Origin of the sequence: Flavobacterium psychraerolatum, from assembly GCF_025960985.1 — a bacterium.
In the GTDB taxonomy this organism is placed as follows: domain Bacteria; phylum Bacteroidota; class Bacteroidia; order Flavobacteriales; family Flavobacteriaceae; genus Flavobacterium.
In genome coordinates, this window is record NZ_JAOQMX010000046.1 from 1 (window position 1) to 18,788 (window position 18,788).

An 18,788-nucleotide genomic window follows, 5' to 3' on the forward strand; every position below is an offset into this window, starting at 1 on the left:
TCAGAGAACTCTATGAGATTTTGACCTTTAAAAATTTCCATTATTTCTATGTTTTTCAATACTTTAAAGATATGAATTTAACTGCTTACCTCAATAAAAAATTATGTCAGGAGAAATTTCAAAGTCAATTGGAGAAAGAGGTGAAGAAGTAGCTAAAAAAATATTTACCGAAATTTTCGGCTATGAAAATATCTCAACAGGAATAAGTATTGAATGTTTTAATGGTGGAAATCATAAAATTGGAAAAGCAAAATCAGACAAAACATCTCACGGAATTGATGGATTAATAGGTGATGTAAGTGAATTGTCGAATAGAGTTTTGGATGTTGGATATATATCTGTAAAGAAAACTGAAAAAGTTGGATATAAGAAAAGTGAATTAAGTAAACACATACGAGATATTGCTTATGGTATGGAATGCTTTAAAAAAAGCAAAACATTTTCCGATTTCAAGAGAAACTTTTCAAAAATAAAAGAGACTAATTTAATCGGTATTTTAATCTATTTTTCCGACTTAGACGATAATTATCGATCCCTAAACGAATATGTATTAGAATATAATATTCCTTCTGATCTTGATTTTGATAATTTAATAATTATTGACAATAAAAAAATTTCATTTTTTATAGATACAATTTACAATGACAAAATAAAATTTGGAAATGATAACGTAAATTTTGTTTACCATAATTCAGGACTTAATCCGTCAATTCAAAATTATTATGGCTCAAAAATTCCAATTTATTATTTATATTCTTCTATAATTGTTACTCGAATAAAAACAAATGATGAATTATTATTAAAATTTTATTATGCTGATGAGTTTAATATAGAAATATTAAGTGGAATGATTGATTTAGCAATCGATTATGATAAATTAGATTCCATAAACAAAATATCCTTTTCTTTTAAAGATTACGTTAAGTCAGAAAATCAAACAGAAATTGAAAATATATTATTACAGTATAGAAAAAATATCAATACGAGTAAGTTTGAAATTACAGGTCATAATCCAACTTTAAAAAATTTATAATGAAAAGAGTTCCACAAGGTGATTTATTAAGACAGTATTTATTGAAAAGTTCAATAAATACAACAGTACTTTCCGACCTTTTAAAAAGTAAGTGCGTTTTAATTAAATCCAAAAACAAGAAGGCTACGTTACCTTATTTTTTAAAGACATTAATAGACGCAAAACTCTTCAACAATATAGAAAACAGCGAAGTATTTAGAGAAAAGCAACATAAATTTACAAATTCATCAATTAAAATCAAGAATGATTTTAAGATTGAGAAAATTTGTGAAATTGAATTAAATTTACAAGAGCAATTAATTGAAAAAAATGAATTTAAATTAAATTATTCTTTTAAAAATGTTCCTGAATTTTACATTGATTCGTCCAACAAAGACCAAATTAAAATATCTTTAGATATTGAAATTGAAATTGAAGATCAATTAGAAAACTACAATTCTACTAAAATTGAGAGAAACGCAAAAATAGACGTTATATTGGAAAAAGACGTACTTATAATTCATAAAGATTATACATCACCAGAAACTAAAGAAGTAGTTGATTTTGTTGTTGAACGTGTTCGGAAATACTTAAAAGAAGAACAATTCATTGAAAAAAATGAAGATTTTTTTTCAATAAGATTAGAAGATTTTTCGGCAGAAAAACGAGTAGAGTTTCTTAAATCCTTTCAACATATTTCAGTTCCACAACTTAAATATAACTCAATTTTAGACCTTGACTTAGAATATAAAGATGATTACAAAGGTTTTGATAAATTATTAGATAGTATATCAAGTATGAAGGTAAAAGGAAATAATTTGGAAAATCATCCTTTCTTAGAAGATAAAAACTACTACTCAAAAATTTTAGTAAGCGGAATAAAAATTAAATTTGATTTCGAACTTGCAATGGAAAAAGGTGATATAATTTTAAATCTAGGATTTCCTCATTTTAAATCAGACTCGATTGACGAAGATTTTTCAAATCCAATTTTTGTGTTTTCAATAAATGTTAATAATTGCTTACACAAAACAAATGTTTACAAAATAACCAGTGAATTAGCAGTAGTAATTGAAAAGTATAAGAACCAAATTTATCCACATTATAAAAAATAAATTATGCGCTCTACCTCCGCCCCCAGCTGTCCGAAGTATTCATTTAAACTAAACTTTAATCGTACCGCTGTGCGCATGTAACCAGCTGATTACAAAGCATTCCTATGACATACTACATATTTAATATATAACCTTCCTTTCGAATAGTTCAATTATTTACTTATATCTTAGAGAAAGAAACGGAGGTTTTTTCAAACACTGACGTTGGCAGTAATTATATCGAAGAATCGGAAACTTATAGAAACTTTTTTCCTAAATTTGAATTATGATCCTAATAGAACAAAATATTGACCGTCTAAAAACAATTTGTTCAACATACAATGTGGACAAAATGTATCTATTTGGCTCTGCTTTAAATTCAAACTTCAACGATAAAAGCGATATTGATTTTTTAGTTAAATTCAAACCTTTTGATTTATCTCAATATTTTGATAACTATATAAATCTGAAAGAAAATTTAAAAATTTTATTCGGAAGAGAGGTTGATTTACTTGAAGAGCAAACACTTAAAAATCCAATTTTAATAAATTCCATAAACAAATCTAAAGAGCTTATTTATGGATGAGAGAATCCTAAAATGGTTATTTGATATTAAAATGGCTATCGATGAAATTGACAGCTATTTCATAAACGAATCAAAATATTTTTTTAAGTATCGAGACAACTTGATGTTAAAAAGAGCCGTTGAAAGAGATTTAGAAATTATTGGAGAAGCAACTAATCGAATTGTTACACGAGACAAGACATTTGAAATTAGAATAACTAATGCAAAAGCAATAATTAGTTTGAGAAATCAAGTAATTCATGCTTATGATAACATTTCTGATGAAAATATTTGGTCAATATTGACAAATCATCTTCCTAAACTTAAACAGGAAATTGAAAATCTAATCAACGAAAAATAACTACTGCCATCGGTCAATGATTGATACCCGGCTGTCCAAACTATTCATTTAAACTAAACTTGAATCATACCGCTTTAGGAATGTCTCCTGACTTCGCACACAATCCAATTATCCATCCTGTTTTGGAAATTAGTGTCCAAAAAGCAACTTATTACAATCAACAACTGATACGGCTTACGTACTTGTTTTCCCGAAAAATCGGGACAGGCTATTTGTCGCAATGACTTAGTTTACAGCAATTCTTTATAATCGCTCAAGAGTCAAAAATACTCCGAAGTAATTTTGTATATATTCGTTATTTGTTAACTTTTGAGATAACTTTGTAGAATGAGCAGACAAATTATATTTTTCGAAAATCATTTTATTGATTTTTTCCAAAAACAAGATGGAAAAGTATAAGAGAAAATAAAATATGTTCCGGAGTTAATTAAACAAGTTGAAAAGGTTCCTTAGAAATTTTTAAAACATTTAACTGGAACAAATGGACTTTATGAAATCAGAATTGAATATCAGTCAAATATTTACAGAATATTTTGCTGTTTTGACAAAGGAAAATTGGTTGTACTTTTTAATGGTTTTCAAAAGAAAACTCAAAAAGCACCAAAAAATGAATTGGATAAAGCATTGATTTTAATGAATGAGTATTTTCAACAAAAAAACTAACAGAATGGAAAAGTATAAAGGAATAACAAATTTTGACCAACTTATTGAGGTTGAACATGGAAAAATCGGAACTGAAAGTAGAAATAGTCACGAAGAAAAATCGCAGATGTTTATTATCAGTGAAATGCTGAAAGAGGCTAGAAAAGAAGCAAAAATCACTCAAGAACAATTAGCAGAAAGAACTGGAACTAAAAAAAGTTACATCTCGAGACTTGAAAACGGAAAAGGTAATATTCAACTTTCTACTCTAATTAGAATTTTTGAATTAGGGCTAAACAAACGTATTGGGCTAACTTTTTTGTAAATAAAATCACAACACACAATCGTCTCGTCCTAAAATAAGTTTACAAATTTATTCCGCTATCGTCAATACCTACCCAACTCCCCTAACCCTGATGGTAGTGAAAATCATTTTGAAATAAAAGTCCCCATTTCCTGGAGCAAAAAAGCGACTGAAAGAAGCTCTTTTTGCGACATGGGAAATGGGGACTTTTATGAAAAATAGTGTAACGAACAGCAGGAAATAGTTCCTAAAAACGAATATAGTTCTTGATGCCTTTTTATGGTGCTCCGCTTCTTATTACCACTCGAACTTACGGAAATCAATGGTTCCTTTATTCTTAGAAACCATATTGGCTTTAAAACTTCCCCGTGTATCGTTTTAAAATAAGTTTACCTATTCAGATACTATCTTAAAAATAATTTTAGCAGTGAGTAATAAATAGCTGTCTCAAGGTTGATGCAGACAGTCAATCACCACTTTTTATGTTGGGCTTTATTATTTGAAATAATCTTAGATTATTTTTTCTAAAAACAATTTATTCGGAGTTATAGAACTTAGAGCCGTCTAGTCTACTGCGTGAATTTTTGGATAGAGTTTTTTAATCAAACCTTCCAATCGATTTTGATAATCTTCCATCAACCAATTTTTATAACTAGGACTGGCGCTTTCCAAACATTTTACATATTGTTTCACGCGCCACACCACTTCCGGATGCAGGATTGCTGCTAATTCTAAGGCATGACTCAGACTTTCGCCATTGTCCAAGCACATTTTTACTTGCTGCCGTATCGATTCTTGTATAACTGTTTTGTGTTTTTTGTCCATATCTAGTGCCTCTTGAAAGTGACTATCTATATCAAAAGTCAACTCTAACGTTTTGGGAAAATGGCTTCGCATCTCTGCTGTGATGGCATTGGATTGTGACGACGAAGTACTTACTACTTGATACCGTAATTGTTTAGCAAAGTCATCTGGGTACTCAAAAATGTATTTCCAATCTAATGGAGCTTCCCATGCACCAAAACGCTGAATGTTATTACCTAAATCTGTAATTCCGAAGGTTTTCTTGGATTTTAATCTTCTTGCACCACGTCCTACCATTTGGTGGTACAAGGTTATTGAAGTGGTCGCTCTATTCAAGATGATGTGTTTCACTGTAGGTTCGTCAAAGCCAGTGGTTAAAATAGAAACCGATGTCAGTACCGCATTTTTTGTCTTTTTAAACCACTGCAATATTTCTTTTCGCTCTTCTGCGGTCGTTTTGTTATCTAAATGTCTCACAGGAATACCCGCGGTTTTAAAATTTTCTTCAACTTGCTTGGATACTGCAATTCCGTTATTAAAAATCAAGGTTTTTTTACCATCTGCATTGTCTCTATACGCTTGCAACAACAGGTCTTGCATAACGTTGGAACCGTAAAGTTCGTTAGAGGAGCTAACCGTAAAATCACCATGAATTCCAGTTTTTAAAGTATTGAGTTCTATTTCGTATTCATAAGATTTTGGCTTAGCCAAAAATCCGTTATCGATTAAATTTGCAATGCTTTCACCCGTAATTAAACTGTCATAATAAGCATTCATAGGCTTAGAAACATCTGAACTAAAAGGTGTTGCCGTGGCTCCTATTATAAATGCATTTTTAAACTTCTTTGACAGTTTTCTAAACGAATTATGGTGCGCTTCATCAATGATTAGCAAGCCAACATTTTTGGTGTTGATTTTTTTTTCTTTAATTCTGTTTCTCAAAGTTTCAACCATAGCAACATAACAGCTAGCATTTGTCTTAAATTTTTTGGTCTTACTACCAATGATTTTATTTTGAACTGTTAGTTTTTTTAAGGTGGTAGAAGTCTGTTTGCACAATTCATTGCGGTGCGTCAAAATCATCACCTGCTTATCGTATTGTGATAAATACTTTCTTGTAATTTCAGAAAATATCATTGTCTTACCACCGCCAGTAGGCAATTGATACACTAATTTCTGATTTGGCTTACGTTCTATATTAGTAAATATTGTTTCGATATCTTTTTGCTGATAATCATAAAACAGGGTCGCATTTTGAATGGCATTTTTCATAATCTTAAAAATGATCTGTAGTAGTATCTATTTCGAATGATAAAATTAGAGGGCAACTCCAAATATTTTTGTCGAAATTAGCAATACTACTTCAGCATGTTAGGTGCACTTATTTATTTTATTTCTAGAAATAAAAGTAGCCTGTTTTAGCTCGGAACATTTTACACTATTCACGGAGATTATTATAGGATTAAGATTAAAAATAATTGAAATTGTAGAAGTATAGCATACTATAGAACTAGTTTATAATTAAAACCTAAAAGAGCAATTTTTGAAGGTTAATGAGGTAATAAAATAGAGCTGCAAATTAAGAAATTACTACAAGAATAAGTATTTTTGTAAAAAAATGCAGGTCATCCTAAAAAAAAATTAGGACCCTTACTTTAATAAGATAAAAAATGAACGAAGACACTACTACAGACATAGGTTTGAATGCTCCATTTGCCAAACCACAAAATGCAAGAGAACACCTAGCCAATGAGCGCACACTATTGGCATGGATAAGAACAAGTATCGGCATCATGGCTTTTGGTTTTGTGGTGGTTAAATTTTCGTTATTCATCAAACAGATTTCGCTATTGATTGGAAAAAAAGGTAGTCTTCCTGCTCCACATGGTTATTCGTCCATGATCGGGATCTTGCTGGTCGCGGTTGGAGCGATAGTTATGTTGTTTTCGTACCTTAAGTACAAGCAAACAGAAAAGCAGTTAAACGAGGAAACCTTCCAATCCTCCTCCAAGCTAATTTTCTCGATGACCTTTATCATTTTTACTATAAGTATGCTGCTAATTTTGTATTTAATCGAAAGTACTAATTAGTGTCCAAGAAAGTAGTAATTGGCGGTACTAGAAAACAAAAAAACGGAGGACTTCAAGCGTACTTGAAATCCTCCGTTAACTATTTTAATTGCACGTTCTATATAAATTGAGAACTTTTTTGTCCACTATAATAAAAGTAGAAATACAGAATTCTTTTAATTTCGTCTGTCGTTAGTACGTTTTGGAGCTCTAGAACGATTATCGCTACCAGAATTTCTATTGCCACTACCAGATGGTTTTGCACTATTTCTAGGTGCTCTACTTTGACTCCCACGTCCCATTTTTACAGGCTCAGTTGATTCGTTTGGATCTGGTTCAAAACCTTTGACCATTTCTACTGGAAGTTTCATTTCGATTAACTTTTCAATATCCTTCAAAAAAGTTAATTCGTCAGAACTGACAAGTGACAAAGCTTCTCCACTCGCTCCTGCTCTACCTGTTCTACCAATACGATGCACATAATCCTCAGGGATATTTGGAATCTCATAGTTAATAACGTGTGGCAATAACGGAATATCCAATCCACGGGCTGCAATATCAGTCGCTACCAAAACGCGTAAGCTTCCATCTTTGAAACCTGCCAAAGCTTTAGTTCTTGCTCCTTGACTTTTATTTCCGTGAATGGCTGCTCCACTAATTCCAGATTTAGCCAATTTTTCGCAAAGATTATTTGCACCATGTTTGGTACGGGTAAAAACCAAAACTTGCTTCCAGTTCCCTTCAGAAATTAACTTGATCATCAAATCGGCTTTCAAATCTTTGGCAACTCTATACACTTTTTGATCTATTGCATCCACAGTAGTGTTCTCGGGTGTTGCTTCTACTTGTACAGGATTTTGCAAAATCCCAACTGCTAATTTTTTGATATCCTTAGAAAAAGTTGCAGAAAACATCAAATTTTGACGTTTCACTGGCATCATTTTGATCACACGTTCAATGTCACGCAAAAAGCCCATATCCAACATACGATCTGCCTCGTCCAAAACAAAAATTTCTACACGCTTAAGCGACAGTAATCCTTGTTTTTCTAAATCCAATAAACGCCCTGGTGTCGCTACCAAAATATCTACACCTTGACGAATAGTCGCTGCTTGTGGTTTTTGATTTACACCTCCAAAAATTACTGCAGATCGTAAATCCAAAAATTCACTATATTCCTGTACATTGGCATATACCTGTGCTGCAAGCTCACGAGTTGGTGTTAAAATTAAGGCACGAATCGGTCTGAATTTTTCTTTCGGATTTTCAGACAATAAGTGTAAAACAGGCAGAGTAAATCCAGCCGTTTTTCCAGTACCGGTTTGCGCAGAAGCTAATACATCTTTACCTTGTAATACGGGTGGAATAGCTTTTTGTTGAATTGGCGAAGGGGTTGTGTATCCTTTTTTGCTAATTGCTTTTAGCAAGGCTGCAGACAAGCCTAATGATTGAAATGACATATAAAGTGTTTATGAAGTAAACCCTAAATAGTTAGGCCACTCCTTATAATAGTCTGCAAAGGTACACCTATATTTTAAGATTAGATTTTAAATACTTGATTTTGCTTAAAAAATGCCAAAAACTAGCCATTATTCGATACAATTGATCTGTACAGGTCTCCTCTATCAAGGTTTATTTTCGAAAATAAATCCAAACACTCGCTTTTCTCCATCAGAAACCCCTTTTACTCGTTCCTAATTTCATGCTGTAATTAACTATATTTGTGAAATCATATAGTAAAATGCTACTATAAAGATGAAATACAATCGAAATTATATTGCTTTTTCTAAAGAGCACAATTCATTCCACTCGCAAAACGAGAAAAAAATCTATACATGCAAGTACCTCAATTCATAAAAGTACCGTTCCTAATTTTGTTTTTCTGTATTGGTACTTCCATTTTTTCACAAGAAAAAAGTATGATTTATTACGATGCCCAATGGAAACCAACCACCAAAGAAAACCACTCCTTTTATAGACCACTACCCTTAAAAAAATTGGGGAATTTGGTTTTAATCGAAGATTTCTACAAAAATGGCAACAGGCAAATGCAGGGGTATGTACTCAAAGTGAACCAAGACAAATATATTGGAGACATTCACTGGTATGATGTGAATGGTCTAGACCTTAATTTTTCGCAATACTACAATACCTCCACTGCACCAGAACTAACTTACTATTATCCTGATGGAAAATTATGGAAAAAAATTCAGTACGAAGACGAAATAAAACACGGCAATACCACTATTTATAATAAAGACGGAACTATTTTACTCACAGGAACCTACAAAAGAGGACAACCTATCTCGGGAGATTTTTCACACCTTGATATATCGAATGATTATTATGGCACCTCTTTTTTGAATGAAGAAATAATAGACATAAAACCGCAAGCCGTAATGGTTTATGAAAACGATATACCAGAAGAGGCTGTATCCTCAAAAATAGTTACACAGCCAAAAATTACTATTTTCGAAAAAGCTTTTTGGTTAAAGGGAAATCATTTGGCTCAAATTAAAGGGTACAAACAGAAGAAGTACGAACCTAACGAAATCGAACTTATTTCACAAAAAAACTACAGCACTACCAATCAATTATTGCAAGACTTATCGAAAGAAAATATCCAGTATGGCAATACCATTAAAAACGGAATCACTTACGAGTACTATACCCAAAATGATTTTGTTGTTGGACTAAAGTCCGAGACGCCTGTTATCAATCAACGCATCAATGGAAAAATAACAAATTATCATGTCAATGGCAAATTGAAAATGATTGCCAACTACAAAAATGGCCAGAAAGAGGGAGAAATATTAGAGTTTAACGACCTTGGTATAGTACAAAAGAAAATAGTATATAAACAAGGAGCTCCGTTTGAAGGTAATTTCAAAATTCAATTTAAGTCGGATGTTTATATTTATTCGACCTACAAAAATGGTTTACAGGTTGGGAATGTGATCGCAAAAACTAAATCGGATAGTACTATTACTGAAGGAATTTACAAAGATGGAAAACCGTTTGAGGGTTCTTTTTTTATCAAAAATGACACAAGTGATAATAACGAAATCATACAGGTTGCTGATTTCAAAAAAATAGGAAAGCAAATCATTTTTGATAATGATTATCGAAGTCCTTCTGAAACCTACACAATTCATAACGGAATGAAAAATGGAGAATATATTTTTTATGACAATGGTAAAGTAAAATCAACCATTAACTATAAAGACGACAAACCTTATGAAGGTACCTTAAGCGGAGAAAACGAAACACTCACTTACCACAGTGGTGAATTAATAGAACAAATCACCCACAATAGTTACCAAAGCAAAGTTCAAAAGGTAGTACTTCAGTTAAAGAATAATCTTCCTGTCAAGGTAACATACATACAACAGTTTCTATTAACAGATCATCCACAAACCGAATATGTTGGAATATACAATAACGGTAAACCTTTTGACGGGTATTTTTCCGAAAAGAAAAATGAATTTAAAACTGTTGAATATTATGAAAAAGGAGAAATAAAATACCAATATTCAAATGATTATTTAAAGAATATGGAGAAATATCATTTTCCTGAATATGATTTGAAATCGACCTACAAAAACGGAAAAGTTTTTGATGGAATGGAATACCGAAAAGAAAGCAAAACCTTCATCACCAAAACCTGGAAAAGTGGAGTTTTGCACTCTATAGATTGGGATGTCTTTGCGGTACATTATTTCAATCGAATTCGTTTCGCTATGGTTGGAAATTCGATTGAAATCACTGAATACCAATCAAAAGGAAAAATCATCATCGAAGAAAAAAACAATAAATTAATAAAAAGCATTCTTTTGAATGATAAAGTAATAACCACAAACACCATTGATTATAGAGATATAAATGCCTCCTTACCGAAAAGCGCCAACCGTATATACATGATCAAAAATGAAACTGTTGTTGCCCTAGACATCGAGTCTCAAAAAATGATGGAGTTCGGAGCCAATGAGGAGAACGGTAATTTAGATATTCTCTTTAAAATATACTCCAACTTAATGTATGACAAGAACACAGTCAAAGACTATTTTGAGACGATTGCAAATATCTTGACATCCGAAGATAAATTCTATTCCTTTTTGAAATTTAATGGAGATTCAAAAGAAAATAACATCATTGCTGGTCTTAAAACCGATGATAAATCTCAAGGAATCATAGGAATCCATATTAAACAAAACCCCAATAATACATATGATTTACAATTGTATTACAATAGTAAATCTATTCATATTGTCAAAAATATTACCTTCACTACTCTAAAAACTGAAACAAAAAAGTTGTCAGAAATTTTAGATAGCAAGATAAATCGTTAAATGAAAAAGTATATCCTTACATTTCCTAAGATAATTAGTAATTACTTAGGGATTGATATTAAATTAAAGTTTTGGCATTCGAAATAAATAAGGTAAAACAGGCTAAACCTAGAATAAGTAATAGTTTTTGCTTTTGAGCTATTAAACGTCGCAATACTGAATTGGTACGCATTACCCTAGTAACTATTTTTTTGTTTTTTAAAATTATTCCGAGGTTCTTCCATTTGCAAATTTCAAAACTCTTTTAAACAAAAAAAACCGATACAAAATGTATCGGTTTCTTGTGAAGGCAGAAGGATTCGAACCTTCGACCGCCTGCTTAGAAGGCAGGTGCTCTATCCAGCTGAGCTATGCCTCCATTTTTCTTTTAAAACTTAAATGGTAAAAGTTTTTATTGTCGGGGTGGCAGGATTCGAACCTGCGGCCTCCTGCTCCCAAAGCAGGCGCGATAACCGAGCTACGCTACACCCCGTAACAATTTTCAATAATAATTTTAAAACCTAGGCTTTAAAATCTGCGGAGGGACAGGGACTCGAACCCTGGCACCGGTTACCCGATGACAGTTTAGCAAACTGCTCCATTACCACTCTGGCACCCCTCCTAAGCTCAGAAAAACTTGTTTCGTTTTGCGGTTGCAAATTTAAGACATGTTTACGTTTCTCACAAGTATTCTGGTACTTTTTTTTAAAGTTTTTTAATAATAATCCCAAAGACATTCACTATCAAATATATAGAGTTTTACTTTTCTAAATAATAAATTCTAATTCGGACAATCATTGAATCAAAATCAAAAAATTGTTCAAAAAACATTAAATTTGCTTAGCTAACCAAAAAAAACAACTCAAATGAGCACAAGGATTGTAATCGTTTCTGCAGTAAGAACACCAATAGGAAGTTTCATGGGAGGCCTATCCTCTATTCCAGCAACCGAACTAGGAGCAATAGCCATAAAAGGTGCTTTGGAAAAAATAAAATTAGATCCAACATTAATAAACGAAGTATATATGGGACAAGTCGTGCAAGCTGGCGCTGGACAAGCACCCGCACGACAAGCCGCAATGTTGGCAGGTTTACCTAATACCGTTCCCTGTACTACCGTAAACAAAGTGTGTGCCTCTGGAATGAAAGCCGTCATGTTTGCTGCCCAAGCCATTGCTTGCGGCGACGCAGAAATAGTAGTAGCCGGAGGAATGGAAAACATGAGCCTAATTCCGCACTACGCAAATCTACGTAACGCGACAAAATTTGGTCCAGCTACCTTTGTTGACGGAATGCAGAAAGACGGTCTTACCGACGCTTATAATAACCAAGCCATGGGAGTTTGCGCAGATCTCTGCGCAACAGAATACAAAATATCACGTGAAGAGCAAGATGCTTACGCAATAGAATCCTACACTCGCTCTGCAAACGCTTGGGCAAATGGTAAATTTGATAACGAAATCATTCCTGTGGCTGTTAAGCAGCGCAAAGGCGAACCTATCATCATCAGTAAAGACGAAGAGTTCTCTAACGTAATGATTGAAAAAATTCCATCGCTAAGAGCCGTTTTTAGCCCAGACGGAACCGTTACCGCAGCCAATGCTTCAACCATTAATGATGGAGCCGCAGCTTTGATATTGATGAGCGAAGAAAAAGCCGCAAGCCTTGACCTGAAACCTTTGGCTTACATCAATGGTTATGCAGATGCCGCACAAGAACCACAGTGGTTCACTACAAGCCCGTCCAAAGCATTGCCTAAAGCGTTGGAAAAAGCTGGAATCACACAAGATCATGTTGATTATTTTGAATTTAACGAAGCTTTTGCTGTCGTAGGATTGGCGAATGCAAAAATTCTAAATTTAGACTCCAAAAAAATTAACGTGAACGGTGGAGCCGTTTCTCTAGGCCACCCTTTAGGCTGTTCTGGAGCACGAATTTTAGTAACTTTGATCAATGTTTTGGATCAAAATAAAGCCAAAATTGGTGCCGCAGCTATTTGTAACGGCGGTGGTGGCGCATCGGCTATGATAATCGAAAAAGCATAAATACTAAATTTGTTCCAAGTCATCCTTTAGAAAAGAATAAAAATTGGAACTCAACTCATAAACAACACTACATGTTCGGAATTTGCAACCTGGCTATAATCCCCCTTCGGTTTGAACCGTCGGATCGATCTGAAATCGTCTCCCAAGTACTCTTTGGAGAACATTTCAAAGTCCTGGAACAACTCAAACAATGGTACCGCATCCAATTGCAATATGATGGATACGAAGGCTGGATCGACTCCAAACAATGCCAGCTCCTCTCCGAAATCAATTATGATCAATTGAGCAATGACACCATCGTTCTCAATGCCGATCTGATTGAATACGTCACCACACCAACCAATCAATTGATCCCTATTCCACTGGGTGCTTCTCTATCGTTCATAGACAATCCCGAAATAAACACTGCCAACTTCGAATTTGAAGGAACCAAAGTCAAGGGCATTAACGACAAGTCCAACCTCATCAATACAGCTTATCTATACCTCAACGCACCCTATTTATGGGGCGGTAAAACGCCTTTTGGAGTAGATTGCTCTGGATTTACACAAATGGTATACAAACTAAATGGCTATAAACTCCTGCGTGATGCTTCACAGCAAGCAGCACAAGGCGAGCCACTAAGCTTTATTGAAGAAAGTGAGCCGGGAGACTTAGCCTTTTTCGATAATGACGAAGGAAATATTACCCATGTAGGCATTATCATGGCCGACAATTACATCATACATGCCAGCGGAAAAATACGCATCGACCGCCTAGACCACTTGGGGATTTACAATCCCGAAACCAACAGACATACCCATAAATTAAGAGTAATCAAAAAAATAATATAACACCAAAGCGGAAACAAATAGTTTTCGCTTTTTTTGTGCCCAATCCTGCTGTCCGCTATAGCCTTCTCTCAAAAGTCTTTTTTTACTAGGTCACGGCAGGAGCTTCCTATGGTCGCTCTGCCGCTCCCATAAAAAATAGACTTTTTCAGTCAGGGCTACCACTACCATCAGGGGCAAATCCGTAATAAAGAACTATTCGATAAAAATTAAAACATCTTTCTTCAAAACCAACTCCTTCGAAAAAAAGGAACCAAAAATGATTCTATTCAACCTTCGTTACTTTTATTTTATAGTACTGTTTTATAACCATTTGTTTAAAAACCATTTAAGACTACAAACTAATGGACCACATTTTATAAATTACACATACAAAATGCAAAGCATACTATTTCTTAAGTAGTTTAAAACTGCAATAAGACAAAATCTTTGCGAACCACTGATTTAACTCAGCGCGTCACTGCAGAACTAAAACTTATATATTTTAAAAATATTATTCCGCTATTTTAATTTGAGATTTTGGTCCAATTCCGTTATTATTAAAAGCTTCAATTTGAAAATAGTAAGTATCCGTACGATCCAAACCATTAAAATAATATTCATTTTTTCCGTATACCATAATCGAACCATATAATTTATCTGGCGATTTGCCAAAATAAATCACATAACCATCTGCCGATGGTTCTTGTTGCCATTTTAACCATACATTGCGTCTTTCTCCCTTAATCCTTGGTGCAGATCGTAAGCTGATGAATTTATCAACGGCATTTGGTGCTTGACCTCTCCCTTTTCCGAAAATTCTTAAACCCGACAACGCAAATTTCCCTGTTGGCATCTGAATATTTTCGATTTTTACAAATCGTGCTTGAATTGGCTTATCTAGTTCGATATAATCATGAGGAACTTCTTTGTCGTTCTTACTATTATCAACTAAAATTTTCCAATCTTTATTATTCTCTGAATAGTACAAAACATATTTATGTCCTGTAGTACTTTCTGGCTTACCCATGATGTCGGCATCTTGATCGGCATAATTAATTTGAATGGCTTTGATCGTGCTTTTCTCTCCCAAGTCAGAAATGAACCATTCTCCTTTATTCCCTGACTTGGCAGACCAATAGGTTTTAATATCTTCGCTTACTGCATTATTAGCCTGAAAACCTCCCAAAGTTGATGATACCTGAACAGGTTTATTGTAATTCAATAACATCCAACCAGAAAAATTTTCGTTTAAATGATTTTTCTTCTGCGAAGGCAAAAAAGTAGGATAGTCACCGTAGGCTGTATTCGAATATAAAATACCCTCTTTATCAAAACCAGCTGGCCAAATTCCGAGGCGTCTTTCGAAATTATTTTTAGTTCCTATGACAATTGATGAAACATGCCAATAAGAATCATTTGCATCTTGATAAGTCGCTCCATGTCCTGCACCCCTTGCAAACCCACCTGGCTTATACGAAAACGGGTTGTGCGATTGATATTCAAACGGCCCTAACGGATTATTACTGATGTAAACTCCGTCGCCATACCCACTGAACTCGGTTCCTGGACCACCATATTGAAGGTAATATGTATTGTTATACTTGGTCATAAAAGCACCTTCCATAAAAGGTTGCATAAACGTATTATCATTATTTTCTCCAAATCGTTCCCAACCATGTTCGTCGTCATTCAAAGAGATTAACGGAATTACTTCTCCTTCGGGCTGAAAAGTTTTTCTATTTAATTTCACTCCATACAAAGGGTATAAATTACTAGAACCATAATATTCGTAAACGGCGTCTTTCTCCTTGTCCCAGAAAATTTGAGGATCCCAAGCTCCAGTCTCTGATTTATGTACCAATTCTTTCCAATCATCCTTAGAAGGATTTTTGCTCATCCAAATAGGAAATTCTTTGCCATATGTCGAACCTACGACTAAAAGAGTATCATTTACAAATGATAAAGAAGGAGCACACAATTCGTCATATACTTTATGCTCAGGTCTAAGAAATTTTCGAGAAATAAATTTCCAATCCAACATATCCTTACTATGCCAATATCCCCATTGATTGGTCGAAAACAAATAATATTCTCCTTTGAAAAAAGTGATTACCGGATCTGCCGTTGCACGGTGTTTACCTTGCATCACAAAATCTGGAATAGGACAATATCCGTAATCTATATTTATAGGGTTGCAGTATGTTTTTTGTTGTGCATTACTTTCAAAAAAGCAGCTAACAGTAACAAATAAAAAAAGAATTATTAAATAATTACGAGTATTTTTCATGTTTTTTACACTTTTTAAAAGCTTCTTATAGAAACTTTTTTTTAATTAAGCAGTTTTGTTTTTTTCGGTTTCGACAATTGATTCGGAAATTATGGAATATACTAATTTAAAAAAGTCCTTCTGCATTTTAAAACTGAAGGACTTTTACTAAAAATTAAAATAATTTATTTAACTAATTCGAAATTTATACTTTTATCTGTACTAGAATTTTCACCTACAAAAACTTCAAATAATCCAGACTCTGCAACAAACTTTAGATCTGAATTATAAAACTTTAATTCTTCTATAGAAATCTCAAAAGATACTTTTTGTTTTTCTCCCTTTTTAAGGAATATCTTCTGAAACCCTTTTAACTCTTTTACCGGTCGACTAACAGAACCTACCAAATCTCTTATATACAATTGCACGACCTCTTTACCATCGTAATTTCCAATGTTTTTGATATCAACGGTAATTTTTAGTTTATCATTAATCCCCATTTTTTTTGATGAAATAGCAAGATTTGAATATTCAAAAGAGGTGTAACTCAATCCATATCCAAAAGGAAATAGCGGTTCATTTCTCTCGTCAATATAATTTGATTTGAATTTTTCAAACTTTCCTTCTTTGTTTGCCAATGGTCTTCCGGTATTCATTTGATTGTAATAAATTGGTACCTGTCCTAAAGTTCTAGGAAAAGTAGCTGTTAATTTTCCCGAAGGATTAACATTGCCAAATAAAACATCTGCTATGGCGTAACCTGCTTCACTGCCCGCAAACCAAGCATTTAAAATAGCTGGAACTGTTTCATTTTCCTGAACCAAAACCAAAGGACGCCCAGTAAACAAAACCAGAACAACAGGTTTTCCGGTTTTAAGTAATTCTTGCAAAAGGTCTTTTTGAGATTGTGGAATTTCGATATTGGTTCTACTACTACTTTCTCCGCTCATCTCCGCAGATTCTCCAAGAGCGGCAATAATAATATCCGATTGATTTGCTATTTTTAATGCTTCCTTGGTTAATTCTTCTTTCGTTCTATTGTCTCTATGAAGTGTTTTTCCAAACATTGTAGCTTTCTCTTCAAAAGCAGCATCATAATCTAGGTTGCTACCTTTAGCATAAAGAACCTTAGCTGTACTTCCCACCGCTTCTTTAATTCCTGCTACCAATGAAATGGATTTTTCCATATTGGTCGCAACACTCCAAGTCCCTGCCATATTTTCTTTGGCATCGGCCAATGGTCCGATAACTGCAATTGTTCCTGACTTTTTTAAGGGCAATAATTGATTGTTGTTTTTTAATAAAACCAATGATTGCGCTGCTATATTTCTGGCTTCTGTACGATCACTTTTTGTGAAAATTTCAGTTTTTGCTCGGTTTTCATCACAATATTTATAAGGATCTTGAAACAATCCCAAATCATATTTGGCTTCTAAAATCAGTCGAACGGCATTGTCAATTTGCTCTATACTTACTTTTTTTTCCTTCAATGATTTTTTTAGAGTCGTCAAAAAACCTTCTCCTACCATGTCCATTTCTATTCCTGCATTTAATGCTAATGCGGATACGGTTTGTAAATCTCCCATTCCATGATCTATCATTTCTGGAATTCCGGTATAGTCTGTAACTACAAAACCTTTAAAGCCCCATTCTTTTCTCAAAACATCAGTCATCAACCATTTATTTCCCGTTGCAGGAATTCCGTCAACCACATTAAACGAAGCCATTGCAGAACCTACACCTGCATCTACCGCAGCCTTGTAGGGTGGAAAATAATCATTGTACATTTTTATTCGGCTCATATCAACAGTATTATATTCTCTACCCGCTTCTGGAGCACCATATAAAGCAAAATGCTTTACACAAGACAAAATAGTATTCTTGTTAGACAAATCATTTCCTTGATAGCCTTTTACCATCGCTTTTGCAATTTGGCTACCTAAAAAAGGATCTTCTCCAGAACCTTCTGAAACTCTTCCCCAACGTGGATCGCGAGAAATATCAACCATTGGAGAAAATGTCCAATTGATTCCGTCGGCACTGGCTTCTTGAGCGGCAATTTGTGCAGAACGTTGAATTAATGCCATATCCCAAGTACAAGATAACCCAAGCGGAATAGGAAATGTAGTTTCGTACCCATGAATCACATCCATTCCAAAAATTAACGGAATTTTCAATCGGCTTTTTTCAACTGCGATTCTTTGTACCTCTTTTATTTTTTGAACTGATTTAATATTAAATAAACCACCTACTTTTCCTTCTTCAATATTCTTAGCCACATTTGAATTACTAGGAGCACCTGTAGTTATATCACCCGAAGTGGGTAAATTTAATTGTCCAATTTTTTCACCGATGGTCATTTTTGCCATCAGTTCAGACACAAATTCTGTTCTAGGTTTGATTTTTACCTCTTTGGGTGCTTTCTTTTTTTGGCTGTAGCCTAAAGCAGAAATGCTCAGTGCAACTAATATTATTTTGTACTGCAT

General features: G+C 33.8%; 14 protein-coding genes, 3 tRNA genes and 1 pseudogene. 11 read left to right on the forward strand and 7 right to left on the reverse strand.

All coding sequences use genetic code 11. From position 1 onward, the window contains the following. The first annotated feature begins 103 nt into the window (after nt 1-103). The 6 genes and pseudogenes from M2326_RS14665 to M2326_RS14690 all read left to right on the forward strand — a co-directional run bounded on the left by M2326_RS14665 (nt 104) and on the right by M2326_RS14690 (nt 3,999). Complete coding sequence (locus tag M2326_RS14665; protein WP_264620299.1) at nt 104-1,033, forward strand: hypothetical protein; 930 nt, start codon at nt 104-106, stop codon at nt 1,031-1,033. Continuing rightward, nucleotides 1,033-2,127, forward strand: coding sequence for a hypothetical protein (locus tag M2326_RS14670; protein WP_264620300.1), 1,095 nt, complete (start codon nt 1,033-1,035; stop codon nt 2,125-2,127). The genes M2326_RS14665 and M2326_RS14670 overlap by 1 nt, the downstream gene beginning before the upstream one ends. A 265-nt stretch (nt 2,128-2,392) precedes the next feature. After that, a complete protein-coding gene (locus M2326_RS14675; RefSeq protein ID WP_108741644.1) occupies nt 2,393-2,692 on the forward strand; it encodes a nucleotidyltransferase family protein in 300 nt (99 codons plus the stop codon). Next, the gene (locus M2326_RS14680) at nt 2,685-3,032 is read left to right on the forward strand and encodes a HepT-like ribonuclease domain-containing protein (RefSeq protein WP_264620301.1); all 348 of its coding nucleotides are present in this window, start codon (nt 2,685-2,687) and stop codon (nt 3,030-3,032) included. The genes M2326_RS14675 and M2326_RS14680 overlap by 8 nt, the downstream gene beginning before the upstream one ends. A gap of 483 nt (nt 3,033-3,515) precedes the next feature. Then, nucleotides 3,516-3,695: pseudogene (locus tag M2326_RS14685) on the forward strand (type II toxin-antitoxin system RelE/ParE family toxin); the annotation flags it as partial. A gap of 4 nt (nt 3,696-3,699) precedes the next feature. Next, the gene (locus M2326_RS14690; RefSeq protein WP_264620302.1) at nt 3,700-3,999 is read left to right on the forward strand and encodes a helix-turn-helix domain-containing protein; all 300 of its coding nucleotides are present in this window, start codon (nt 3,700-3,702) and stop codon (nt 3,997-3,999) included. Between the two features lie 543 nt (nt 4,000-4,542). On the opposite strand, the gene M2326_RS14695 is transcribed toward M2326_RS14690, so the two are convergent. Continuing rightward, a complete protein-coding gene (locus M2326_RS14695; RefSeq protein WP_264620303.1) occupies nt 4,543-6,054 on the reverse strand; it encodes a DEAD/DEAH box helicase in 1,512 nt (503 codons plus the stop codon). A gap of 398 nt (nt 6,055-6,452) precedes the next feature. On the opposite strand from M2326_RS14695, the gene M2326_RS14700 reads away from it, so the two are divergent. Next, on the forward strand, nt 6,453-6,872 hold the full coding sequence (locus M2326_RS14700; protein WP_264620304.1) for a YidH family protein: 420 nt from the start codon (nt 6,453-6,455) through the stop codon (nt 6,870-6,872). 155 nt (nt 6,873-7,027) lie between these two features. On the opposite strand, the gene M2326_RS14705 is transcribed toward M2326_RS14700, so the two are convergent. Beyond that, entirely contained in the window at nt 7,028-8,311 is a 1,284-nt protein-coding gene (locus M2326_RS14705) for a DEAD/DEAH box helicase (RefSeq protein ID WP_264620305.1), read from the reverse strand. 112 nt (nt 8,312-8,423) lie between these two features. Here M2326_RS14705 and M2326_RS14710 point away from each other — a divergent pair, with 112 nt between their 5' ends. After that, a complete protein-coding gene (locus tag M2326_RS14710) occupies nt 8,424-8,549 on the forward strand; it encodes a hypothetical protein (RefSeq protein WP_264620306.1) in 126 nt (41 codons plus the stop codon). 137 nt (nt 8,550-8,686) lie between these two features. Next, nucleotides 8,687-11,200, forward strand: coding sequence for a toxin-antitoxin system YwqK family antitoxin (locus tag M2326_RS14715; protein WP_264620307.1), 2,514 nt, complete (start codon nt 8,687-8,689; stop codon nt 11,198-11,200). 284 nt (nt 11,201-11,484) lie between these two features. Here M2326_RS14715 and M2326_RS14720 read toward each other — a convergent pair. The 3 genes from M2326_RS14720 to M2326_RS14730 form a co-directional block, all read right to left on the reverse strand. Then, nucleotides 11,485-11,558: transfer RNA gene (locus M2326_RS14720), tRNA-Arg, on the reverse strand. Nucleotides 11,559-11,597: 39 nt separating this feature from the next. Then, nucleotides 11,598-11,672 (reverse strand) — tRNA-Pro (locus tag M2326_RS14725). A gap of 45 nt (nt 11,673-11,717) precedes the next feature. Continuing rightward, a tRNA-Ser gene (locus M2326_RS14730) sits at nt 11,718-11,801 on the reverse strand. Between the two features lie 244 nt (nt 11,802-12,045). Between M2326_RS14730 and M2326_RS14735 the strand changes: the two genes are divergently transcribed. Both M2326_RS14735 and M2326_RS14740 read left to right on the forward strand, forming a co-directional pair. Beyond that, nucleotides 12,046-13,224: an acetyl-CoA C-acyltransferase gene (locus M2326_RS14735; RefSeq protein WP_264620308.1), complete on the forward strand. Its 1,179-nt coding sequence runs from the start codon at nt 12,046-12,048 to the stop codon at nt 13,222-13,224. A gap of 71 nt (nt 13,225-13,295) precedes the next feature. Continuing rightward, nucleotides 13,296-14,057: a C40 family peptidase gene (locus tag M2326_RS14740; protein WP_264620309.1), complete on the forward strand. Its 762-nt coding sequence runs from the start codon at nt 13,296-13,298 to the stop codon at nt 14,055-14,057. 490 nt (nt 14,058-14,547) lie between these two features. On the opposite strand, the gene M2326_RS14745 is transcribed toward M2326_RS14740, so the two are convergent. Further along, nucleotides 14,548-16,323, reverse strand: coding sequence for a discoidin domain-containing protein (locus tag M2326_RS14745; protein ID WP_264620310.1), 1,776 nt, complete (start codon nt 16,321-16,323; stop codon nt 14,548-14,550). A 164-nt stretch (nt 16,324-16,487) separates the two neighbouring features. Continuing rightward, a complete protein-coding gene (bglX, locus tag M2326_RS14750; protein WP_264620311.1) occupies nt 16,488-18,788 on the reverse strand; it encodes a beta-glucosidase BglX in 2,301 nt (766 codons plus the stop codon).